This window comes from Polaromonas sp., assembly GCF_030680935.1.
In the GTDB taxonomy this organism is placed as follows: Bacteria; Pseudomonadota; Gammaproteobacteria; order Burkholderiales; family Burkholderiaceae_C; genus Polaromonas.
The window spans coordinates 64724-88182 of the sequence record NZ_JAUXUP010000009.1 but is presented as its reverse complement, the minus strand read 5'-3'; the positions used below and the strand labels follow the sequence as shown (position 1 = coordinate 88182).

Sequence of the window (23459 nt, the reverse complement as noted above, 5' to 3'; positions counted from 1 at the left end):
GATGGGTTTCAAAGGCAACAAGGCCGCACTGCCCCGCAAGCCCTGTCAGGCCTGTGGCCGCGAGATGAGCTGGCGCAAGAGCTGGGCCAAAAACTGGGATGAAGTGAAATACTGCTCCCAGGCGTGCCGTGCCAGCAAGCGCCCGCCAGTCAAATCGCCCCAATAACCGACAACAGATAGCCCGTATTGCGCCGGTGGGTATCGGGGCCCGGCGTCTTTGACCACAATCAGGGCCATGCCCCAGCCCGCCTGCCGCCACTTGATATTGATCCTGGGCGACCAGCTCGATGAAGACTCTGCTGCGTTTGACGGCTTCGACGCTGCGATCGACGTGGTGCTGATGATTGAGGCGCGCGAAGAGTCCACCCACGTCTGGTCGAGCAAGGCGCGCACGGTACTTTTTCTGTCTGCCATGCGGCACTTTGCGCAAGGGCTGCGGGATCGGGGATGGCGCGTCGCCTACCGCGCGATGGACAGCGAGGATGACGCGACCCTGGCAGACGGCATGCGCGCCGCACATGAAATTTATCGTCCAGAGCGCGTGCTGGGCGTGGAGCCGGGGGACCAGCGGGTCCGCCTGCAAATCGAAAGCGCTATTCAATCAATAGCTGACTTATCAGATGCAACAAGGGCGAAGCCGTCAAAGCCCTCCATGACATGGCGCGAAGACCGGCATTTCCTGTGCAGCCTGCCGCAGTTCCGCCGCTGGGCGGGCCAGTCGGCCAGTCTGCGAATGGAGTTTTTCTACCGCAGCATGCGCCAGCAATACAAGGTGTTGATGGACGGCGCCAAGCCCGCAGGCGGGCAATGGAATTTTGACGCCGAAAACCGCAAGGGTTTTGGCAAAACCGGGCCGCAGCATGTGCCGCGCCCCCCGGTGTTTGCAACAGACGCGATCACGCGGGAGGTCATCGCGCTGGTGGAGCAACAGCTTGGCGGCCACCCCGGCGATCTGGGGCGTTTCAACTGGCCGGTCACGCGTGAGCAGGCCCTGGTGGCACTGAGCGACTTCATTACCCACCGCCTGCCCGACTTCGGCAGGCACCAGGACGCCATGTGGACCGGCCTGGACTTTGGCTGGCATGCCCTGCTGTCAAGCTCACTGAATCTCAAGCTGCTCAACCCGCTGGAAGTGGTGCAGGCCGCCGAGAACGCTTACCGCAGCCGAGATCTCGACCTGGCCAGCGTAGAGGGCTTTATCCGCCAGGTGCTGGGCTGGCGTGAGTTCATGCGCGGTGTCTACTTTCTGGACATGCCAGATCTGAAAACGGCGAACCATTTCGGGCATGAGAGACCTCTGCCCGCCTGGTACTGGACCGGCGACACCCACATGAACTGCATGCGCCAGTGCATCAGCCAGACACTCGCCAACGGCTACTCGCACCACATCCAGCGCCTGATGGTCACCGGCATGTTCGGCGTAACCGCGCAGCTCTCGCCGCAAGCCGTGTGCGACTGGTACCTGGCGGTGTATGTGGATGCGGTCGAGTGGGTCGAGCTGCCCAACACCGCCGGCATGGCGCTGTTTGCCAACGGCGGGCGGTTTACCTCCAAGCCCTATGTGGCCAGCGGGGCCTATGTCAAACGCATGAGCAATTACTGCACAGACTGCCGCTACCAGCCGGAAACCCGGAGCGGGCCCGGTGCCTGTCCGATGACCACCCTGTACTGGCATTTTCTGGACCAGCACGAGGCCGCGTTTGCCGCCAACCCGCGCACCGCGCTGATGGTCAAACACCTGAAAGGCATGGCAGCGGCGGATCGCGAGCAATTGCGATCAGATGCCCAGGCCATGCTGGCCGACCTGGACAGTCTGTAATGTTGGCGTCAGTTAAGCCCCCATTCGAGCCAGTCTCCGACAAAAACCGCCAAGCATGGGGGCCTGACCGGGCGGCCGGATGCTGCATTGCAATAGAATCCGGATGTTTTCAGTTGTAAATGCATCACGGTTACCGAGCAGTTACCAGTCCCTTCCCCACGAAAGCACAACAATGACAGAGCTGGCATCCAAACAGCGTCCCAAGCGGCCGGAATTCCGCAATATCAACGCCTTTACGGACCTCACCACCTACCGCATGACGCCTGCGGCATGGGTCTCCATCCTGCACCGCGCCAGCGGTGCGATCATGTTCTTGCTGCTGCCCTTCATCATCTGGATGTTCGACACCTCGATTTCTTCCGAGATTTCCTTTGCCAAATTCAAAGCCGCTTTCAATATCGGAATGCTGGGTTTGCCGGGCTTCATCTGGAAGCTGGTGGCGCTGGCCCTGATCTGGGCCTACCTGCACCACTTCATCGCCGGCCTGCGCCACCTTTACATGGACGTGACCCACAGCCTGAGCAATGAATTTGGCAAAAGCACCGCACTCATCACGCTGGGCCTGAGCATTTTGCTGACGCTGGTGCTGGGCGCCAAGCTGTTCGGTCTGTACTAAGCATCAAGGAGCAAACCATGTCTGTGAACTACGGCTCCAAACGCCTCGTTGTCGGCGCCCACTACGGCTTGCGTGACTGGCTCAGCCAGCGCATCACCGCAGCCCTGATGGCGCTGTTCACCATCCTGTTGCTGGCCCAGGTGATCTTCACCAAGGGCCCCATCGGTTATGACCAGTGGGCCGGCATCTTTTCGGCGCAGTGGATGAAGGTGCTGACCTTCACCGTGATCATCGCGCTGGCATACCACGTCTGGGTCGGTATGCGCGACATCTGGATGGACTACGTCACCTCCCGGGTCTGGCTGCGGCTGAGCCTGCAGGTGGCCACCATCGTCTGGCTGATCGCCTGTGCGGGCTGGGCCATCCAGGTCCTCTGGCGCCTTTGACGTTTTAAGCGTCCTTGATCCATTTTGGTCACCCTTGCCTTGAGTTCCGACTGTAAAAAATCATGACTGCATCTTCCAAGCTTCCCAAAAGAAAATTTGACGTGGTGATCGTCGGCGCCGGCGGCTCCGGCATGCGCGCTTCGCTGCAGCTGGCACGCGCCGGGCTGAATGTCGCCGTTCTGTCCAAGGTGTTCCCCACGCGTTCACACACCGTCGCAGCCCAGGGCGGCATCGGCGCCTCGCTCGGCAATATGTCCGAGGACAACTGGCATTACCACTTTTACGACACCGTCAAGGGTTCCGACTGGCTCGGCGACCAGGACGCGATTGAATACATGTGCCGTGAAGCGCCCAAGGTGGTGTACGACCTGGAGCACATGGGCATGCCGTTTGACCGTAACCCCGACGGCACGATTTACCAGCGCCCCTTTGGCGGCCACACCGCCAACTACGGCGAAAAAGCCGTGCAACGTGCCTGCGCTGCCGCCGACCGCACCGGCCATGCCATGCTGCACACGCTGTACCAGCAAAACGTCAAGGAAAAAACCAGCTTCTTCGTCGAGTGGCTGGCCATGGACCTGATCCGCGATGCCGACGGCGACGTGGTGGGCGTCAGCGCCATCGAGATGGAAACCGGCGACGTGCACATCTTTGAAGCCAAGACCACGCTGCTGGCCACCGGCGGCGCCGGCCGCATCTTTGCCGCATCAACCAACGCCTTCATCAACACCGGTGACGGCCTGGGCATGGCGGCACGCGCCGGCATTCCACTCGAAGACATGGAGTTCTGGCAGTTTCACCCGACCGGTGTACACGGCGCTGGCGTGCTGCTGACCGAAGGCTGCCGCGGCGAAGGCGCGATTTTGCGCAACAGCAATGGCGAGCGTTTCATGGAGCGTTATGCACCGGCCTACAAAGATCTGGCGCCACGCGACTATGTCTCGCGCTGCATGGATCAGGAAATCAAGGAAGGCCGTGGTTGCGGCCCGAACAAGGACTACATCAACCTCGACATGACGCATCTGGGTGCCGAGACCATCATGAAGCGCCTGCCTTCGGTGTTCGAGATCGGCCACAACTTTGCCAACGTCGACATCACCAAAGAGCCGATTCCTGTGGTGCCCACCATCCACTACCAGATGGGCGGCATACCCACCAACATCCATGGCCAGGTCGTGACGCAAAACGCCGAGAACAAAAGCGAAGTCGTCAATGGCTTGTATGCCGTCGGCGAATGCGCGTGCGTCAGCGTGCACGGCGCCAACCGCCTGGGCACCAACTCGCTGCTGGACCTGCTGGTGTTTGGCCGGGCGGCGGGCAACCACATCGTCGAGTTCAACAAGACGACCTCGCACAAGGGGCTGCCGGCAGACGCCGCAGATGCCACCCTGGCACGTATTGCCCGCCTGGACAACGCGACCAGCGGCGAATACGCGCAGGACGTGGCCAACGACATCCGCGCAGCCATGCAGCAGCATGCCGGCGTTTTCCGCACCCAGGCCATCATGGACGAGGGCGTGACCAAAATCGCGGCCTTGCGCGAACGTGTCAACAACATCGGCCTGAAAGACAAGTCAAAAATCTTCAACACTGCGCGTATCGAGGCACTGGAAGTCGAAAATCTGATCGAGGCCGCGCAGGCGACCATTGTCTCGGCCGCTGCCCGCAAGGAAAGCCGCGGCGCCCACTCGGTCGATGATTACGGCGACACGCCAGAACACCCGAACGGCCGCAACGACACCGACTGGCACAAACATACCCTGTGGCACAGCCAGGGCAACCGACTGAGCTACAAGCCGGTGCAGATGAAACCGCTGACGGTGGACTCCATCCCCCTGACTGTTCGCTCCTTTTAAAGACACGCGGGAACCCCATGACCACACGCACTTTCAAGATCTACCGCTACGACCCCGATCAGGACGCCAAGCCCTACATGCAGACCATCGAGGTAGAACTGGATGGCAGCGAGCGCATGCTGCTTGATGCCCTGATGAAACTCAAGGCGCAGGACCCGACCATTTCCTTCCGCCGCTCCTGCCGCGAAGGCGTGTGCGGCTCTGACGCGATGAACATCAATGGCAAAAACGGCCTGGCCTGCCTGACCAACATGCGTACGCTGCCCGGCACGATTGTGCTCAAGCCGCTGCCCGGCCTGCCGGTGGTGCGTGACCTGATCGTCGACATGACGCAGTTCTTCAAGCAGTACAACTCGATCAAGCCCTACCTGATCAACGGCCACGTGCCACCTGAAAAAGAGCGCCTGCAAAGCCCCGAGGAGCGCGACGAGCTCAACGGCCTGTACGAGTGCATTTTGTGCGCCAGCTGCTCGACCAGCTGCCCGAGCTTCTGGTGGAACCCGGATAAATTTGTCGGCCCGGCCGGCCTGCTGCAGGCCTACCGCTTTATCGCCGACAGCCGCGACGAAGCCACGGCCGAGCGCCTGGACAACCTCGAAGACCCGTACCGCCTGTTCCGCTGCCACACCATCATGAACTGCGTCGATGTCTGCCCCAAGGGCCTGAATCCGAGCAAGGCGATTGGCAAGATCAAGGAAATGATGGTCCTTCGGGCCGTCTAGAACGAGATGGACGAGCTTCTCGACGAGCGCGCAATGAGCAAACTCAGGTGGCGCTGCCGCCGGGGTTTGCTGGAAAATGACTTGCTGATCGAGAAATTTTTCCGGCGCCATGAGGCGACTCTGACCGTCAGTCAGGCTCAAGGCCTGAATGATTTAATGGACCTCTCCGACAACGATTTGCTGGACCTTTTTCTGCAGCGCCGGGAGCCCGACCAGCTTGCCGAAGTGAGCGCTCAGGTAAGTGCATCTACTTATGCTGCGCGAGAGGTCTTAAACTTGATTCGCGCCGCCGCAACAGGCCAGCAGTCCGCCCCGATTTGAATTGACAAGAAAGACGCAAAAAATGAAGCTCGCTGACAACAAAGCCACCCTGTCCTTCAGCAACGGCAGTCCCAGTGTCGATTTGCCGGTGTACCACGGCACCGTTGGTCCGGACGTGGTCGATATCCGCAAGCTATATGCCCAGACCGGCATGTTCACCTATGACCCGGGCTTTCTGTCCACCGCAGCCTGCCAGTCGGCGATTACCTATATCGACGGCGACAAGGGCGAGCTGCTGTACCGCGGTTACCCCATCGAGCAACTGGCCACCAACTGCGACTACCTCGAAACCTGCCATCTGCTGCTCTACGGTGAGTTGCCCAACGGCGACCAGAAGAAGGATTTTGTCGGCCGCGTGACCAACCACACCATGGTCAACGAGCAGATGCAGTTTTTCCTGCGTGGTTTCCGCCGCGACGCGCATCCCATGGCCATCATGACCGGGCTGGTCGGCGCCCTGTCGGCCTTCTACCATGACAGCACCGACATCAACAACCCCGAGCACCGGGAAATCGCCGCGATCCGCCTGATCGCCAAGATGCCAACGCTGGTGGCCATGGCCTACAAGTACACCATGGGCCAGCCCTATATGTACCCGAAGAACAGCCTGAGCTACGCCGGCAACTTCCTGCACATGATGTTTGCCACGCCGTGTGAAGAGTACAAGGTCAACCCCGTGCTGGAACGCGCGCTGGACCGCATCTTCATCCTGCACGCCGACCACGAGCAGAACGCCTCGACTTCCACGGTGCGCCTGTGCGGTTCGTCCGGCACCAACCCGTTTGCAGCGATTGCCGCCGGTGTGGCCTGCCTCTGGGGCCCGGCCCACGGTGGTGCCAACGAAGCCGCGCTGAACATGCTGGGCGACATCCAGAAAGCCGGCGGCGTTGAAAAAATCGGTGACTTCATCAAGCAGGTCAAGGACAAGAACTCGGGCGTCAAGCTCATGGGTTTTGGCCACCGTGTTTACAAAAACTACGACCCGCGCGCCAAGCTCATGCAGGAAACCTGCAAGGAAGTGCTGCAGGAGATGGGCCTCGAAAACGACCCGATGTTCAAACTGGCCATGGCGCTGGAAAAAATTGCGCTGGAAGACGAATACTTCGTTTCCCGCAAGCTTTACCCCAACGTCGACTTTTACTCCGGCATCGTGCAGCGCGCCATCGGCATCCCTGTGCCACTTTTCACCGCGATCTTCGCGTTGGCCCGCACGGTCGGCTGGATCGCCCAGCTCAACGAAATGATCGGCGATCCCGAATACAAAATCGGTCGTCCACGCCAGCTGTTCAACGGTTCTGTCCAGCGTGACGTGAAGCCCCTCAACGCCCGTTGATCCGGGGTTCAGCGTCCTGAACACGTAGAGCCCGCCCGTGGCAACACCGGCGGGCTTTTTTGCGTTTGTCACCGCCACCGGAGGGCACCCTTGAAATTCATCCAAACCGCCGCCGAGTTGCGTTCAGCCCTGGCCCAGACCACCCCGACCCGCGCCTGTAGCTGCGCCCTTGGGGCCTGCCCGGGCTGGGAAAGTCTGGCCGAATACCGCTGGGAAACCGGGCAGATGACGCAGGTGGCCACCCTCTGTGACCCGGCCCTTGAAGAAGCGACGCTGGAGGAAAAACACCCCCAGGGCACGCGCTACGACGCACCGGATGCGCCGGTGGCCATCCAGTTTTTCCCCTACAACCGCAGCGATGTCTGGCACTGCAGCCGCTGCAACCGGCATCTGCTGCGTTACACCGAGTTCGGCGGCTACAACGTGGATCCCCGGGTCCGCGCGCTCGATCCGGCAAAAATCATCGACTGACAGCGCTATTATTTCAATAGCTGCTCGCCCATACGCAGCAGGGGCTGGATCCGGAAAACGCTGCCAATTTCAGGGCAATCGCTGGCAGGGTCGTCAGCAACCGGTACGCCAGCCATCGCATATCGCGACGACAAACCGTCAAATATGCCTGCAAAATGACTACTCATCGCAAAACGCGATGACTTTAGTCTTTTATGAAAAGCTCTGAACGCAACTTCGCCCGCCGAATAGACCTGACTTCGCTGCAATTGTTTGTGGCGGTGTGTGAGCTCGGCAGCATCGGCAAGGCTGCAGAGCGCGAATTCATTGCGGCTTCGGCCGTGAGCAAGCGGCTTTCAGACCTGGAAGCCGCGCTCGACACCCCGCTGCTTTACCGCCACACGCGCGGCGTGGACCTGACGCCCGCGGGCCAGAGCCTGCTGCACCATGCGCGCTCGGTGCTGTTCAGCCTGGAAAAAATGCAGGGCGAGCTCAGCGAATATGCCAACGGGGTGCGCGGCCACGTGCGGGTGCACGCCAGCATTTCGGCCATCGTCCAGTTTTTCCCGGAAGACCTGGGCGCCTTCATCGGCCAGCACCCCGAGGTCAAGATCGACCTGGAAGAACACCTGAGCACGGAAGTGGTTCGTGCGGTGCAGGAAGGCGCGGCGGACCTCGGAATCTGCAACACCGCCGACGGCATCGGCGACCTGCAGTCGCTGCCTTACCGCCGGGACCGGCTGGTCATGATCGTGCCGCGCGGCCACGTGCTGGGCATGCAGGACACCATTGCTTTCGAGGACAGCCTGGACTTCGACCACGTTGGCCTGCATTCGAACAGTTCAATCTACCTGGCCATGCGTGATGCCGCCGCGCTGGCCGGCCGCACCATCAAGCTGCGTATCCACGTCACCGGGCTGGACGCCATGTGCCGCATGATTCACAACGGCCTGGGTGTCGGCGTCATGCCGCAACGCGCTTTCGAACTGATGCACGGCGTCGGCGCGCTTGAATCTGTCGCGCTGACCAACAACTGGGCCGAGCGCCGCATCGAGCTGGTGTCCCGCGATTTTTCCAGCCTGCCGGTCACCGCCCGCCTGCTGGTCGATCACCTTACCGCGCGCGCGGTTGCCACCGAGCCGGCAAGCACCACCGCCTGACTACTTAAAATCAGAGACCACGAAGGAAACCACATGGGACGCACCCTCTACGACAAGATCTGGGACGAACACGTTGTCCACACCGAGGAAGACGGCACCGCCATCCTCTACATTGACCGGCACCTGGTGCATGAGGTCACCAGCCCGCAGGCTTTTGAAGGCCTGCGTGAAGCGGGACGAAAGGTCTGGCGCATCAGCTCCATCGTCGCCACCGCCGACCACAACACGCCGACCACTGGCTGGGAATTGGGCTACGACGGCATCACCGACCTGGTCAGCAAAGAGCAGATCACCACGCTGGACAGCAACATCGCCGAGTTCGGCGCCGCGGCTTACTTCCCCTTTCTGTCAAAACGCCAGGGCATCGTGCATGTGATGGGCCCCGAGACCGGCGCCACCCTGCCTGGCATGACGGTGGTCTGCGGCGACTCGCACACGTCGACCCACGGCGCCTTTGGCGCACTGGCGCACGGCATAGGCACCAGCGAGGTCGAGCATGTGATGGCGACGCAAACCCTGCTCGCCAAAAAAGCAAAAAACATGCTGGTACAGGTGGACGGAAAACTGGCGCCGGGTCTGACCGGCAAGGACATCGTGCTGGCCATCATCGGCAAAATCGGTACGGCGGGCGGCACCGGCTACACGATTGAATTTGGCGGCCCGGCCATACGTGCACTGAGCATGGAAGGCCGCATGACGGTCTGCAACATGGCTATTGAAGCTGGCGCCCGCGCCGGCCTGGTGGCGGTAGATGAAAAAACCATTGCCTACGTCAAAGGCCGCCCGCTAGCCCCCACAGGCGTGGAGTGGGACCAGGCGGTGTTGTACTGGAACACGCTGCAGTCCGATGCCGACGCAAAATTCGACGCAGTGGTCAAACTCGATGCCAGCCAGATCCGGCCACAGGTCACCTGGGGCACCTCGCCCGAGATGGTGCTGTCCATCGACGACCGCGTGCCCGATCCGGACAAGGAAAAAGACGCCAACAAGCGCGACGCCATCGAACGCGCGCTGACTTACATGGGCCTGCAGCCTGGCAAGGCCATCAACGACATCATGGTCGACAAGGTCTTCATTGGCTCCTGCACCAACAGCCGCATCGAAGACATGCGCGAAGCCGCCGCCATCATCCAGAAAATCGGCCAGAAGGTGGCCAGCAACGTCAAGTTGGCGCTGGTGGTGCCGGGTTCGGGCCTGGTCAAGGAACAAGCCGAGCGCGAAGGTCTGGACAAGATTTTTGTAGCCGCAGGGTTCGAGTGGCGCGAGCCCGGCTGCTCGATGTGCCTGGCCATGAACGCCGACCGGCTGGAGCCGGGCGAGCGCTGCGCGTCCACCAGCAACCGCAACTTCGAGGGCCGGCAGGGTGCCGGCGGCCGCACCCATCTGGTCAGCCCGGCAATGGCTGCTGCAGCGGCGGTACACGGCCACTTCGTCGACATTCGGAAATTTTCGTAAGCGAGGCCATCATGCAGAAATTCAACATCCACAAAGGGCTGGTCGCGCCCATGGACCGTGAAAACGTCGATACCGACGCGATCATCCCCAAGCAGTTTCTCAAGTCCATTCGCAAGACCGGTTTCGGCCCCAACCTGTTTGACGCCTGGCGTTACCTGGACCCGGGCTTTCCCGGGCAGGACCTGAGCACGCGCAAGCCCAACCCCGACTTCGTGCTGAACCAGCCGCGCTACAAGGGGGCGTCCATCCTGCTGGCGCGCAAAAATTTCGGTTGCGGCTCCTCACGCGAACATGCGCCCTGGGCGCTGGACCAATACGGCTTCAGAGCCATCATCGCGCCCAGCTACGCCGACATTTTTTTCAACAACAGCTTCAAGAACGGCCTCTTGCCCATCGTGCTGAGCGAGGAACAGGTCGGGCAGCTGTTTGGCGAAGCGCTGGCCTTTCCCGGCTATCAGCTCACGATTGATCTGGAGCGCCAGGTGGTGATCAAACCGCAAGGCGAAGAAATTGCCTTCGAAGTTCAGGCCTTCAAGAAATTCTGCCTGCTGGGCGGTTATGACGACATTGGCCTGACCCTGCGCCAGAGTGACAAGATCAAGGCATTCGAAGCCGAGCGGCTGGCCACCAAGCCCTGGCTGGCCAAGCGGCTGATCGCCTGATCGCCTGATCGCCTGATCTTCTGATCTTCTGAAATATTCAAGTCAAAACTGCCTTCAGCCCTTTACTGGCCTGCGTAAGCAGCTGCAAAAACAATAGCAAGAAAACATCAAAACATGAAAATCGCAATTCTTCCCGGTGACGGCATCGGCACCGAAATCGTCGCCGAGGCCGTCAAGGTCCTGGGCGCACTGGATCTGAAATTTGAAACCGAGACGGCGCTGGTGGGAGGCGCCGCCTACGAAGCACACGGCCATCCGCTGCCCGACGCCACGCTCAAACTGGCGCAAGCCTCAGACGCCGTGTTGTTCGGCGCAGTCGGCGACTGGAAGTACGACAAACTGGACCGGCCCCTGCGCCCCGAGCAGGCCATCCTCGGCCTGCGCAAGAACATGGGCCTGTTCGCCAACTTCCGCCCTGCCATCTGTTACCCGCAGCTGGTGGATGCCTCCAGCCTGAAACGCGAGCTGGTGGCCGGCCTGGACATCCTGATCATCCGCGAGCTGACCGGCGACATCTACTTCGGCCAACCGCGCGGTCGGCGTACCGCCACTGATGGCCACTTCCCCGGCAGCGAGGAAGCGTTTGACACCATGCGATATTCACGCCCCGAGATCGAACGCATTGCCCATGTTGCCTTCCAGGCAGCACGCAAGCGCGGCAGCCGCGTGACCAGCGTTGACAAGGCCAATGTGCTGGAGACCTTCCAGTTCTGGAAAGACATCGTCACTGAAGTCGGTTTGCAGTACCCCGACGTGGCGCTGGATCACATGTATGTGGACAACGCCGCCATGCAGCTGGTCAAGGCGCCCAAGAAGTTCGACGTGGTGGTGACCGGCAACATGTTCGGTGACATCCTGTCCGACGCCGCCGCCATGCTGACGGGCAGCATCGGCATGTTGCCCTCTGCCAGCCTGAACACCAAAAACCAGGGCCTGTACGAACCCAGCCACGGCAGCGCGCCCGACATTGCCGGCAAAGGCGTTGCCAATCCGCTGGCCACCATCCTGAGCGCGGCCATGATGCTGCGTTTCAGCCTGAATCAGCCCGAAGCCGCCGCGCGTATCGAAAAAGCCGTGGACGCGGTGTTGACGCAAGGCCTGCGTACGCCCGACATTTACAGCGACGGCACCACCCGGGTAGGTACCGTCGAAATGGGCAATGCTGTCGTCAAAGCCCTGGGTTGATGTTTTTTCGCCGCATCCCCTCTAAAAAAGTGCGGCGGGTAGCAGCCTCAAAGCGGGCCGCCAGCAAAATTCGGCGCGCTCTGGTTACAATCAAGCCATGCGTAAAAACCCCGCACTCACCCGCTTGATCGCCGCTTCGCGCGCGATCAGTGCTGCGCCGGTTTTTGCCCAGACCACCAAAACGACGACCATTAAAGGCTAGCAAGCCCGGTTCGTCGTGCCCTGCCGGCCCGATGGGCCGGGTCAAAAAGCATATTTTTTGAAAAGGGCAATCCCATGAAACTCTCAGGCAATCTCACAGGACTCGTCGGCTGGCGCGGCATGGTCGGCTCGGTGCTGATCGACCGCATGCAGGCCGAGGGCGACTTCGATCTGATCGAGCCGGTTTTCTTTTCGACCTCGAACGCTGGCGGCAAAGCCCCAGCGCAGGCCAAAAATGAAACCACGCTGAAAGACGCGTTCGACATTGCGGCCCTGAAAAAATGTGACGTCATCATCACCGCCCAGGGCGGCGACTACACCTCCGAGGTCTATCCCAAGCTGCGCGCTGCCGGCTGGAACGGCCACTGGATTGATGCGGCATCGACCCTGCGCATGAACGACGATGCCATCATCGTGCTGGACCCGGTCAACCTGCCGGTCATCCAGAAAGCGCTGACCAGGGGAGGCAAAAACTGGATTGGCGGCAACTGCACCGTGAGCTGCATGCTGATGGGTGTGGGCGCGCTGTACAAGGCTGGCTTGGTCGAGTGGATGACCAGCATGACCTACCAGGCGGCGTCGGGCGGCGGCGCGCAACACATGCGCGAGCTGCTGACCCAGTTCGGCTCGCTCAACGGCGAAGTCAAGGCATTGCTGGACGATCCGAAATCCGCCATCCTGGAGATTGACCGCCGCATCCTGGCAAAACAGCAAGCGCTGGGCACGTTCGAGACCGCCAACTTCGGCGTGCCGCTGGGCGGCTCGCTGATCCCCTGGATCGACAAGGATCTAGGCAATGGCATGAGCAAGGAAGAATGGAAAGCCGGCGCAGAGACCAACAAGATCCTGGGTCAGGGTGCCAGCTTCGGCACTGCCGAGACCCCTGTAGACGGCTTCTGCGTGCGGGTAGGCGCCATGCGTTGCCACAGCCAGGCGCTCACGTTCAAGCTCAGGAAAGATGTGCCGCTGGCCGACATCGAAGCCCTGATCGCCGCCGACAATGACTGGGTCAAGGTCGTGCCCAACACCCGTGAAGCGACCATGGCCGGGCTGACACCCGTGGCCGTGACCGGCACCATGGACATCCCGGTGGGCCGCCTGCGCAAGCTGGCCATGGGGCCGGATTACCTCGGTGCTTTCACTGTCGGCGACCAGTTGTTATGGGGTGCCGCCGAGCCCTTGCGGCGCATGCTGCGTATTCTGATCCAGGGTTGATGCGGGCAAGGAAGCTGAAGGCGGCGTAACCACTTGTCACATCCCGTTGTCGTCAGACAACAAGTGCAAGTTGTAAGTTCACGCTAACCCGGCGTGTCAAAACTTAAGTGCTGTCTTAGCTTGTCAGCCTAATGCCTTGATGTTAATGTTGTTTTGTTCAAAATTAGCGTTGAGGTTTTTGTGCGGACCAGCAGAATAAAATTTTATGCAGACCGATCACCGGAGGCTCAAACCCCCATGAATCCATCAGGCCGTTGGCGTGTGGGTGCGCTTGCAGCGGCCATTGCACTGTTGGGTAGCGTTGTCAGTCTGCCGGTTCAGGCACTGGGCCTGGGTCGGGTGACGGTGCAATCAGCCCTCGGCGAGCCCCTGCGCGCTGAAATCGAGATTGTTGAGATCAGCGCCGAAGAGGCTTCGACCCTTCGCACCAGCGTTGCCAGCGCCGACGCGTTCAAGGCCGCAGGTCTGGAATACACCGCAGCGGTGACCAATGTACAAATCAGCCTGCAGCGCCGCGCCGATGGCCGCTCCTTCCTGCGCCTGAGCAGCGAGCGCCCCGTTGCCGAGCCCTTTGTTGACCTGATCCTGGAGGCCCGCTGGGCGTCCGGGCGCATCGTGCGTGACTACACGATGCTGTTTGACCCGCCCAACCTGCGCCAGGCTGCATCGCCACCGATGGCTGCACCTACCGCACCGATTGTTTCGCGGCCGGCTCCGCCGCCAGTGGCCACATTACCCCCGGCAGCTTCACCACCTGTTGCAGCCGCGCCCCCGCCGTCCAGCCCGCCGCCCAGACCGGCACCAGTGGCCCAGGCCCCTGCACCACCAGCTGCGCCCGCCGCACGGGCCGCATCTCCGGATGGCCAGAAAATTGTCGTGAAGTCCGGCGACACCGCCGGAAAAATTGCCGCGCAAACCAAGCCCGCCAGCGTATCGCTGGACCAGATGCTGGTGGCATTGCTGCGCAGCAACCCCGATGCTTTCATAGGTGGCAACGTCAACCGGCTCAAAGCCGGCGCCGTGCTGGAGGTCCCCGCTGGCGATCAGGCAGAGTTCCTGCCCCCAGCCGAAGCCAGCCGTACCATTGTTGCGCAGAGCAAGGACTTCAACGACTTCCGCCGCAAGCTGGCGGACGGTGCGCCGACCGCCCGCGTCGAAGGCAGTGATCGCAAGGCCACTGGACAGCTCCAGGCCAAGGTTGAAGACCGCGCGCCAGCAGCAACCACACCTGACAAGCTGACGCTTTCCAAAGGTGCGGTGCAAGGCAAGGCGGCCGAAGACAAGATTGCCCAGGACCGCCAGGCCAAAGAGGCCGCTGCACGCGTGGCTGAGCTCTCCAAAAACATCAGCGATCTGAACAAACTGGGCGCCGCGCCCGCCCCGGCAGCAGCACCTGCGCCGGTGCCGGCAACCGCTGCGGCGCCAGCACCCGGTGTCACAGTGACCCAGCCCGGTGCTGTGCCGGTTGCGCCAGCCAACCAGGCAACACCTGCCCCAACACCTGCCCCAACGGCGGCCATGCTGCCGGCCAGCAGCCCCGTCGCCGCAGCGCCTTCAACGTCCACGGCAAGCGCTCCCGCCATGGTGGCGGCCAGCAGCCCTGCGGCTGCTCCGGTCGCCAGCGCACCGGCACCTGTGGTGGCCGCGGTCAAAAAACCTGTGGTGGTTGCACCGCCCCCACCGCCCGAGCCCAGCCTGATCGACGACCTGCTTGAAAACCCGCTCATCCTCTACGGCGCTGCCGCCCTGCTGCTGCTGCTGCTGGGGTTTGGCGTGTACCGCGCGCGTCAGCGCAAAAATGCCGTGTCGGTGGACAGCTCCTTCCTGGAAAGCCGCCTGCAGCCCGACTCTTTCTTTGGCGCCAGCGGCGGCCAGCGCATAGACACCAGTGAAGCCAATGTCACAGGTTCATCCATGGTTTATTCGCCGAGCCAGCTCGATGCAGCCGGCGACGTGGACCCGGTGGCAGAGGCGGATGTGTACCTGGCCTACGGACGCGACCTGCAGGCAGAAGAAATTCTCAAAGAGGCGATTCGCGTGAACCCGGGGCGCGTGGCCATCCATGCCAAGCTGCTTGAAATTTACGCCAAACGCCGCGACATCAAGGCTTTTGAGGGCGTCGCCACCGACACTTACCACCTGACGCGCGGACAGGGCGTTGAATGGGCCCATGTGGCTGAAATGGGACGCGATCTGGACCCCGCAAACGCGATGTACGAGCCCGGCGGTCAGCCCGTCTCTGCAGGCTCAAGCGTCCTGGCGGCAGCTGCCGGTGCCGCGGCTATCGCGGCACACAACCAGCGGCAGGACTTGCCCATGGTGGACGAGGAGCCCGCTGCTGCGGTCGACTTCGACCTTGATCTGGACTTCTCACTCGGCGACGAACCGGCAGTGCCGTCCGCAGTCACTGCAGCTGCTCCATTGCCCGAACCCACATTGGCCATGCCGGCCTTCGCGTCGGCGCCGGCCGCTGCCCCGGCAGACAACAGCCTGGACTTCAGCACATCGACAATGGCCGTACCGGCGATGTCCTTTCAAGCTACGGCAGAGCCACCACCACCACCACCACCACCACCGCCACCCCCACTGCCAGACTTCAACGCGCTGAGCTTCGACACAGAGCCTGAGGTCACCACAGCAGCCAGCCCGATGGAAACCACTGGCGGCATGCTTGAGTTTGACCTGGGCGCCCTCTCGCTGGACCTGGACAGCCAGACCACAGAAAGCCAGAAAATCACCACAGAAGCAGGTGCTCTGTCTGCCAGTTTCGAAGATCCCCTGGAAACCAAGTTTGCACTGGCCGAAGAGTTTCGCGCGATCGGCGACGTCGACGGTGCACGTTCACTGGCAGAGGAAGTGCTGGCCCAATCGAGCGGTTCGCTCAAGGGCAAGGCCCAGGCTTTCCTGAACGCCTTGTTCTGACGCCTGTTCATTTTCCTGCGGGACGGCGCCCATGAGGATCGCCCTCGGTCTGAGCTACAACGGCACCGGCTACGAAGGCTGGCAAAGCCAGCTTTCGGGCAACACCGTGCAGGACCAGCTTGAAAAGGCGCTGCGCAAATTCGCGGCCATGCCCTTGCGCACCCTGTGCGCCGGCCGTACCGATGCTGGCGTGCACGGGCTGATGCAGGTGGTTCACTTTGACACCGAATTACAGCGCGAGCTGCCCTCCTGGGTACGCGGCACCAACGCCTTTTTGCCACGCGATATTGCCGTGCAGTGGGCACAGGTTGTCCCTGAGGACTTTCATTGCCGGGGCAGTGCCATCAGCCGGCGTTATGCCTATGTGCTGCTCGAGTCGCCGGTGCGCCCCAGCGTCGAGGCTGGCCGCGTGGGCTGGGTTTACCGGCCCATGGACGAGACAGCCATCCGTACCGCCATGGGCCACCTGATTGGCGAACACGACTTCAGCTCCTTCCGCGCGGCGCAGTGCCAGGCCAAGTCACCCGTCAAGACCATCAGCCGGATTGAGGTTTCGCGGCAAGGCTGCTACTGGCGTTTTGAGTTTGAAGCCAATGCCTTTTTGCACCACATGATCCGCAACATCATGGGTTGCCTGGTGGCGGTTGGCCAGGGCCTGCAGGCGCCCGACTGGCTGGCCGAAGTGGTGGCCGCGCGCAACCGTGACGCAGCAGCCCCCACCTTCTCGCCAGACGGCCTGTATTTTCTGGGGCCGCGTTACGAAGACCATTACGGCCTGCCGACCCACACGGCGGCCTATGATTGGATTCCATGACCCTGCTTTCCACTTCACCATTGCACCGCACGCGCATCAAGATCTGCGGCCTCACCCGCGAGGAAGACGTGGACGCCGCCGTGGCGGCGGGCGCCGATGCCGTGGGTTTTGTACTCTACGCCCCGAGCCCGCGCAGCGTCAGCGCCGAACGCGCGGCCGAGCTGGCCCGCCGCCTGCCCCCGTTTGTGACGCCGGTGCTTCTTTTTGTGAACGCATCTGCTCCTGAAATCATAGCTGCTTGCGCACGCCTGCCAACGGCTTTACTGCAATTTCATGGTGATGAAACGCCCGAGGCCTGCCGACAGACTGCCCGGCCTTTCATTCGTGCAGCCCGAATACCCCTGGATGAAAAGCCACGCGCAGCCGGCGCCGGCTTCGATCTCGTAAAATACGTACAAGACTTCAAAGAAGCCCAAGCCATCCTGCTCGACGCACATATCGAAGGGTTTGGCGGCGGCGGAAAAACATTCAATTGGTCACTTCTTCCTCCAAGCGTCAACGCTCACCTCGTTTTGTCTGGTGGACTCACACCTGCAAATGTGACCGATGGCATTTTGCAAGTCAGGCCGCGTTGTAAAACGCTGGCTGTTGATGTCAGCTCGGGCGTCGAGATTTCCGCTACCGGAGGGGCCACCCTCAAGGGAATCAAAAGCGCCGACAAAATCAACCAGTTTGTCGCAGCCGTTCGCGCTGCCGACGAACAACTTGTGAAGAACCATGTACACCTACCAGCAACCTGACCCCACGGGTCACTTCGGGATTTACGGCGGCAGTTTTGTCTCTGAGACACTGACACACGCGATCAACGAACTCAAGGCCGCCTACGCGAAGTACCAGCACGACCCGGAGTTCCTTGCAGAATTTCACTACGAGCTCAAACACTTTGTCGGCCGCCCCTCGCCGATTTATCACGCGGCGCGCACCAGCCGCGAGCAGGGCGGCGCGCAGATCTACCTCAAGCGCGAGGACCTGAACCACACCGGCGCGCACAAGATCAACAACACCATCGGCCAGGCCATGCTGGCCAAACGCATGGGCAAGCCGCGCGTGATTGCCGAAACCGGCGCCGGACAACACGGCGTGGCCACAGCCACCATCTGCGCGCGTTACGGCCTCGAATGTGTTGTCTATATAGGCAGCGAAGACGTCAAGCGCCAGAGCCCCAACGTCTATCGAATGAAACTGCTGGGCGCGACCGTGGTGCCGGTCGAATCCGGCAGCAAGACCTTGAAAGACGCGCTGAACGAAGCCATGCGCGACTGGGTCGCCAATGTGGACAACACCTTCTACATCATTGGCACGGTCGCCGGCCCGCACCCCTACCCGATGATGGTGCGCGATTTCCAGAGTGTGATCGGCGAGGAATGCCTGGTGCAAATGCCCGAAATGACGGGCGGTAAACAACCCGATGCGGTGATTGCCTGTGTAGGTGGCGGCAGCAACGCCATGGGCATCTTCCACCCGTACATTGCGCATGAAAAAACGCGCCTGATTGGTGTTGAAGCCGCCGGCGAAGGCATGGACAGCGGCAAACACTCGGCCTCGCTGCAACGTGGCGTGCCCGGCGTGTTGCACGGTAACCGCACCTACGTACTGCAAAACGAGGACGGCCAGGTGACCGAGACCCACAGCATCAGCGCAGGCCTCGACTACCCCGGCGTCGGTCCTGAGCATGCTTTCCTGAAAGACATTGGCCGCGCCGAATACGTCGGCATCACCGACGCCGAGGCGCTGTCGGCTTTTCACTATCTGTGCCGCACCGAAGGCATCATTCCCGCCCTTGAATCAAGCCACGCCCTAGCCTATGCGATGCAGTTGGCCAAAACCATGCGCAGCGACCAATCCATCCTGGTCAATCTGTCGGGGCGCGGTGACAAAGACATTGGCACGGTGGCCGACCTGTCAAAAGCGAGTTTTTATTGCAGGCCGTCGTGCCAGGGCCAGAGCATCAAGGGCGGCACGAGTGTGATTGAGGTGCTGCGATGAGCCGCATTCAGCCTACCCTGGCCGCGCTGCAGGCCGCTGGCCGCAAGGCTTTGATTCCGTATGTCACGGCAGGCTTTCCTTACGCCGACATCACGCCTGAACTCATGCATGGCATGGTGGCCGGTGGCGCCGACGTGATCGAGCTCGGCGTGCCTTTTTCAGACCCCAGTGCCGATGGCCCGGTGATCCAGAAAGCCGGTGACAAGGCGCTGGCCATGGGCATAGGCTTGGTGCAGGTGTTGGAGATGGTGCGTCTGTTCCGCCAGGGCGACAGCAAAACGCCCGTAGTGCTGATGGGCTACGCCAACCCGATCGAAGCCTACGACCTCAAACGCGGCAAAGACAGCTTTGTGCGCGATGCTTCAGCGGCTGGTGTGGACGGCATTCTGGTCGTGGATTACCCGCCCGAGGAATGTGTGGCATTTGCCGCCACCCTGCGCGCGCACCAGATGGACCTGATCTTTCTGCTGGCGCCCACATCTACCGCAACGCGTATGGCGCAGGTGGCACAGGTCGCCAGCGGTTATGTGTACTACGTCTCGCTCAAGGGCGTGACTGGTTCCGGCGCGCTAGACCTGGGCGCTGTAGAGGCAATGCTGCCACGCATACGTGAACATGTCAGCATCCCGGTCGGCGTCGGTTTCGGCATACGCGACGCGGCCACCGCCCTGGCCATCAGCCGCGTCGCCGATGCGGTGGTCATAGGCACCCGCATCATCCAGCTGATAGAAGGTCAGCCGCGCGAAAAGGTGGCGGCTGTCGTGCGCGATTTTTTGCGCGAAATCCGTACTGCGCTGGACCTATCAACCGGAACGCCGGGCAGCGCATAATCCCCTTTCTTTTCCGGTTTTGCCCAACCGCCGGTGCCCTGCGCAGGTGGCTGGGCAGCTCTTCACCAGTACCCAAGGAATAATCGACCATGTCCTGGCTAGAAAAACTCCTCCCGCCCAAAATCACCCCCACCGACCCGACCGAGCGCCGCAGTGTGCCCGAGGGCCTGTGGGTCAAGTGCCCCAGCTGTGAAGCCGTGCTGTACAAGACCGATCTGGAGAAAAACCAGAACGTCTGCCCACAGTGCAGCCACCACCACCGCATGGACGCCCGCGCCCGGCTGGACTCGTTTCTGGACCCGGAAGGTCGTTATGAAATCGGCCAGGAAGTGCTGCCGGTCGATCCGCTCAAGTTCAAGGACAGCCGCAAGTACCCCGAGCGCCTGAAAGAAGCCCTTGAAAACACCGGCGAGACCGACGCGCTGATCGTCATGGGTGGCGCGGTACACAGCATTGGTGTGGTGGTCGCCTGTTTTGAGTTTGACTTCATGGGCGGCAGCATGGGCAGCGTGGTGGGCGAGCGTTTTGTGCGCGGCGTGCATGCCGCGATCGAGCAGAAAGTGCCCTTCATCTGCTTCACCGCCACCGGCGGCGCACGCATGCAGGAAGGCCTGCTGAGCCTGATGCAGATGGCCAAAACCAATGCGTCGCTGACCCGGCTGGCCAAAAAAGGCCTGCCTTACATCAGCGTGTTGACCGACCCAACCATGGGCGGTGTCAGCGCCGGCTTTGCGTTTGTGGGCGACATCGTGATTGCCGAGCCGAAAGCGCTGATCGGTTTTGCCGGCCCGCGCGTGATCGAATCGACCGTGCGTGTGACCCTGCCAGAAGGCTTCCAGCGCGCCGAGTTTTTGCAGACCAAAGGCGCAGTGGACTTCATCTGCGACCGGCGTGAGCTGCGCAAGACCGTGGCCAACTCACTGGCCATGCTGCTCAAGCAACCGGCGGACGCGGTCGCCTGAAGCCGGGTGTTGCCAGACACCTCAATATGCTATTTACTTAGTAGCTACTTGCGCTTTTCCAGCAAAGGCCAGAGCCTGATTTGACATCCATTCCCGCCGTGCTCCCTGCCGGCAATGCCCCCACGGAGCCTGAGCCCGGGCACGGGGAAACAGGATCGTGGGAAGATATCGAAACAGAGAAATTTTCCGCCCGCACGACCGATGCCTGACGCCCTCACCCTTTCTTCCTTGCCGCTGTTCCCGCTGGGCACGGTGCTTTACCCCGGCGGCCTGCTGCCACTGCGGATTTTTGAGGTGCGTTACCTCGACATGATTGGCAAATGCCACAAGACCGGTGCGCCATTTGGTGTGGTGGCGCTGACCCAGGGCTCGGAAGTGCGCAAGCCGGAGGACGGGCCCAGCGGTGACGGTTTTGCCACGGAAGCCTTCAGTGCCGTGGGCACACTGGCCACCATCACCAGCTTTTCGGTACCGCAGCCGGGGCTGATGGTGATTCGCTGCAGCGGCACCCAGCGGTTCGAGATTTCCAGCCACGAAAAACTCAAGCACGGCCTCTGGATTGCCGACGTGACCCGGCTTGACGACGACCAGAACGTCCAGGTGCCCGATGACCTGCGCAAAGCCGCCAACGCGCTGGGCAAGCTGATCAAGACCTTGCAGGATCGTGCGATCCCCGCCGACCAGATGCCGCTGGAGCCACCCTACCGGCTGGACGACTGCAGCTGGGTGGCGAACCGCTGGTGTGAACTGCTGCCCATGCCGGTCGAGCTCAAGCAACGCCTGATGGAGCTGGACAACCCGCTGGTGCGGCTGGAGCTGGTCAGTGACATCCTGGAGCGCACCGGCATCGCGATGTAAGTCCGGCCCCGCCTGACCGGCGGGCGGCCACGCAGCCTAAAATCACGGGTTTGGCGCATTCCATGGCCTTGCTGGCCATCGGCTGACGTGCCTGTCCAGGATCGGCCCGCTGTTTTTTTATAAGTTCTTCATGTCCAACCACAACGAAACATCCCCGTCCCCTACGACCACCCCGGCGCACGACGAGAACCAACTCATGGCCGAGCGCCGTGACAAGCTCAGGTCCATGCGCCAGCATCAGGCTGAGGGCAAAGGTGTGGCTTTTCCAAACGACGTAAAACCTGCGCACCGGGCCGAAGCGCTGTTTGCGCAGTACGAGAGCAAAACCAAGGAAGAGCTGGAACCGCTGGCCGTCAGCGTCAACGTTGCCGGCCGCATGATGCTGAAGCGCGTGATGGGCAAGGCCAGTTTTGCCACGCTGCAGGATGCGTCTTTCGGGCCTTCTGGCGGCCGCATCCAGGTCTACATCAACAACGAAGGCGTCGGCGAAGATCTGCACAACGCGTTCAAGCACTGGGACCTGGGCGACATCGTGGCCGCCACCGGCACCCTGTTCAAAACCAAAACCGGCGAGCTGTCGATTCATGCCACCGGCATCCGCCTGGTCACCAAGAGCCTGCGGCCCTTGCCTGACAAGTTTCACGGCGTGGCCGACCAGGAGGTCAAGTACCGCCAGCGGTATGTGGACCTGATCACCGACGCTGCCGCGCGCCAGCGTTTTGCCAACCGCAGCAAGGCGGTGTCCAGCATGCGCAGCTTCATGGTGGACCACGACTTCCTCGAAGTTGAAACACCGATGCTGCACCCGATTCCGGGTGGTGCCAATGCCAAGCCATTTGTCACACACCACAACGCGCTGGACCAGCAGATGTTTTTGCGCATTGCGCCCGAGCTGTACCTCAAGCGCCTGATCGTCGGCGGTTTTGAGCGGGTGTTCGAGATCAACCGCAGCTTTCGCAACGAAGGCATCAGCGTGCGGCACAACCCCGAATTCACGATGATGGAGTTTTACGCCGCGTGGTGGAACTACGAAGACCTGATGGCCTACACCGAAAAGCTGATCCGCCACATTGCGCAACAGGTCTGCGGCGGCACCGAGCTGAGTTACCAGGGCAAACCGGTGGACCTGAGCCAGCCGTTTGAGCGCCTGACGATACGCGAAGCCATCATCAAACACACCGATGCAGGTGCCAACGTTGACAACGCCGCCTGGCTGCTGGACGCACTGAAAAAACTCGGCAAACACAGCGCCAAAGACAAGCTGGAGGCCCGCTCGCTGCCCAGCCTGCAGGTCACCTACTTTGAAGAGACGGTGGAAGAAAAGCTCTGGCAGCCCACTTTCATCATGGAGCACCCGACCGAAATCTCGCCACTGGCCAGAGCCAACGATGCACGGCCTGAGGTGACTGAACGTTTCGAGCTGTACATCACTGGCCGCGAGTTTGGCAACGGTTTCAGCGAGCTTAACGACGCCGAAGACCAGGCCGCGCGTTTTCTGGCCCAGTCAGACGCCAAGGATGGCGGTGACGAAGAAGCCATGCATTACGACGCCGACTATGTGCGCGCCCTGGAGTACGGCATGCCGCCCACCGGCGGTTGCGGCATAGGCATAGACCGCCTGATGATGCTGCTGACAGACAGCGCCAGCATCCGCGACGTGATTCTTTTCCCGGCGCTGCGGCACGAGGCCTGAGGCCTCAGCCGCA

22 protein-coding genes are annotated in these 23459 nt (G+C 61.6%); all 22 read left to right on the top strand.

What is annotated here, in order from left to right:
* Nucleotide 1: 1 nt before the first annotated feature.
* On the top strand, nucleotides 2-166 hold the full coding sequence (locus Q8L50_RS02665; RefSeq protein ID WP_305347099.1) for a DUF2256 domain-containing protein: 165 nt from the start codon (nucleotides 2-4) through the stop codon (nucleotides 164-166).
* 69 nt (nucleotides 167-235) lie between these two features.
* Nucleotides 236-1819, top strand: a complete 1584-nt coding sequence (locus tag Q8L50_RS02660) for a cryptochrome/photolyase family protein (protein WP_305347098.1) — start codon at nucleotides 236-238, stop codon at nucleotides 1817-1819.
* Between the two features lie 172 nt (nucleotides 1820-1991).
* The gene (sdhC, locus tag Q8L50_RS02655; protein ID WP_305347097.1) at nucleotides 1992-2435 is read left to right on the top strand and encodes a succinate dehydrogenase, cytochrome b556 subunit; all 444 of its coding nucleotides are present in this window, start codon (nucleotides 1992-1994) and stop codon (nucleotides 2433-2435) included.
* Nucleotides 2436-2452: 17 nt separating this feature from the next.
* The gene (gene sdhD, locus Q8L50_RS02650) at nucleotides 2453-2821 is read left to right on the top strand and encodes a succinate dehydrogenase, hydrophobic membrane anchor protein (RefSeq protein WP_305347096.1); all 369 of its coding nucleotides are present in this window, start codon (nucleotides 2453-2455) and stop codon (nucleotides 2819-2821) included.
* Between the two features lie 62 nt (nucleotides 2822-2883).
* Complete coding sequence (sdhA, locus tag Q8L50_RS02645) at nucleotides 2884-4677, top strand: succinate dehydrogenase flavoprotein subunit (RefSeq protein ID WP_305347095.1); 1794 nt, start codon at nucleotides 2884-2886, stop codon at nucleotides 4675-4677.
* A gap of 17 nt (nucleotides 4678-4694) precedes the next feature.
* Nucleotides 4695-5399 carry a succinate dehydrogenase iron-sulfur subunit gene (locus Q8L50_RS02640; protein ID WP_305347094.1) on the top strand — a complete coding sequence of 235 codons (705 nt, stop codon included), beginning with the start codon at nucleotides 4695-4697 and terminating at the stop codon, nucleotides 5397-5399.
* A gap of 6 nt (nucleotides 5400-5405) precedes the next feature.
* Complete coding sequence (locus Q8L50_RS02635) at nucleotides 5406-5720, top strand: succinate dehydrogenase assembly factor 2 (protein WP_305347093.1); 315 nt, start codon at nucleotides 5406-5408, stop codon at nucleotides 5718-5720.
* Nucleotides 5721-5742: 22 nt separating this feature from the next.
* Complete coding sequence (gene gltA, locus Q8L50_RS02630; protein WP_305347092.1) at nucleotides 5743-7053, top strand: citrate synthase; 1311 nt, start codon at nucleotides 5743-5745, stop codon at nucleotides 7051-7053.
* 90 nt (nucleotides 7054-7143) lie between these two features.
* The gene (locus tag Q8L50_RS02625) at nucleotides 7144-7524 is read left to right on the top strand and encodes a hypothetical protein (RefSeq protein WP_305347091.1); all 381 of its coding nucleotides are present in this window, start codon (nucleotides 7144-7146) and stop codon (nucleotides 7522-7524) included.
* Between the two features lie 194 nt (nucleotides 7525-7718).
* Nucleotides 7719-8663: a LysR family transcriptional regulator gene (locus tag Q8L50_RS02620; protein WP_305347090.1), complete on the top strand. Its 945-nt coding sequence runs from the start codon at nucleotides 7719-7721 to the stop codon at nucleotides 8661-8663.
* A gap of 33 nt (nucleotides 8664-8696) precedes the next feature.
* Nucleotides 8697-10118: a 3-isopropylmalate dehydratase large subunit gene (gene leuC / locus Q8L50_RS02615; RefSeq protein ID WP_305347089.1), complete on the top strand. Its 1422-nt coding sequence runs from the start codon at nucleotides 8697-8699 to the stop codon at nucleotides 10116-10118.
* 11 nt (nucleotides 10119-10129) lie between these two features.
* On the top strand, nucleotides 10130-10780 hold the full coding sequence (leuD, locus tag Q8L50_RS02610) for a 3-isopropylmalate dehydratase small subunit (RefSeq protein ID WP_305347088.1): 651 nt from the start codon (nucleotides 10130-10132) through the stop codon (nucleotides 10778-10780).
* 114 nt (nucleotides 10781-10894) lie between these two features.
* Nucleotides 10895-11965: a 3-isopropylmalate dehydrogenase gene (gene leuB / locus Q8L50_RS02605; protein WP_305347087.1), complete on the top strand. Its 1071-nt coding sequence runs from the start codon at nucleotides 10895-10897 to the stop codon at nucleotides 11963-11965.
* 276 nt (nucleotides 11966-12241) lie between these two features.
* Nucleotides 12242-13381: an aspartate-semialdehyde dehydrogenase gene (gene asd, locus Q8L50_RS02600; RefSeq protein WP_305347086.1), complete on the top strand. Its 1140-nt coding sequence runs from the start codon at nucleotides 12242-12244 to the stop codon at nucleotides 13379-13381.
* A gap of 237 nt (nucleotides 13382-13618) precedes the next feature.
* Nucleotides 13619-16303 (top strand): FimV/HubP family polar landmark protein, encoded by a 2685-nt coding sequence (locus Q8L50_RS02595; RefSeq protein ID WP_305347085.1) that lies wholly within the window; start codon nucleotides 13619-13621, stop codon nucleotides 16301-16303.
* 31 nt (nucleotides 16304-16334) lie between these two features.
* The gene (gene truA / locus Q8L50_RS02590; RefSeq protein ID WP_305347084.1) at nucleotides 16335-17117 is read left to right on the top strand and encodes a tRNA pseudouridine(38-40) synthase TruA; all 783 of its coding nucleotides are present in this window, start codon (nucleotides 16335-16337) and stop codon (nucleotides 17115-17117) included.
* On the top strand, nucleotides 17114-17857 hold the full coding sequence (locus Q8L50_RS02585; RefSeq protein WP_305347083.1) for a phosphoribosylanthranilate isomerase: 744 nt from the start codon (nucleotides 17114-17116) through the stop codon (nucleotides 17855-17857). The genes truA and Q8L50_RS02585 overlap by 4 nt, the downstream gene beginning before the upstream one ends.
* The gene (gene trpB / locus Q8L50_RS02580; RefSeq protein ID WP_305347082.1) at nucleotides 17835-19103 is read left to right on the top strand and encodes a tryptophan synthase subunit beta; all 1269 of its coding nucleotides are present in this window, start codon (nucleotides 17835-17837) and stop codon (nucleotides 19101-19103) included. Before Q8L50_RS02585 ends, trpB begins: the two co-directional genes overlap by 23 nt.
* The gene (gene trpA / locus Q8L50_RS02575; protein WP_305347081.1) at nucleotides 19100-19933 is read left to right on the top strand and encodes a tryptophan synthase subunit alpha; all 834 of its coding nucleotides are present in this window, start codon (nucleotides 19100-19102) and stop codon (nucleotides 19931-19933) included. The genes trpB and trpA overlap by 4 nt, the downstream gene beginning before the upstream one ends.
* Before the next feature lie 89 nt (nucleotides 19934-20022).
* On the top strand, nucleotides 20023-20895 hold the full coding sequence (gene accD, locus Q8L50_RS02570) for an acetyl-CoA carboxylase, carboxyltransferase subunit beta (protein WP_305347080.1): 873 nt from the start codon (nucleotides 20023-20025) through the stop codon (nucleotides 20893-20895).
* 201 nt (nucleotides 20896-21096) lie between these two features.
* Entirely contained in the window at nucleotides 21097-21753 is a 657-nt protein-coding gene (locus tag Q8L50_RS02565; protein WP_305347079.1) for an LON peptidase substrate-binding domain-containing protein, read from the top strand.
* Between the two features lie 130 nt (nucleotides 21754-21883).
* Nucleotides 21884-23446, top strand: coding sequence for a lysine--tRNA ligase (gene lysS / locus Q8L50_RS02560; protein ID WP_305347078.1), 1563 nt, complete (start codon nucleotides 21884-21886; stop codon nucleotides 23444-23446).
* Nucleotides 23447-23459 lie beyond the last annotated feature (13 nt).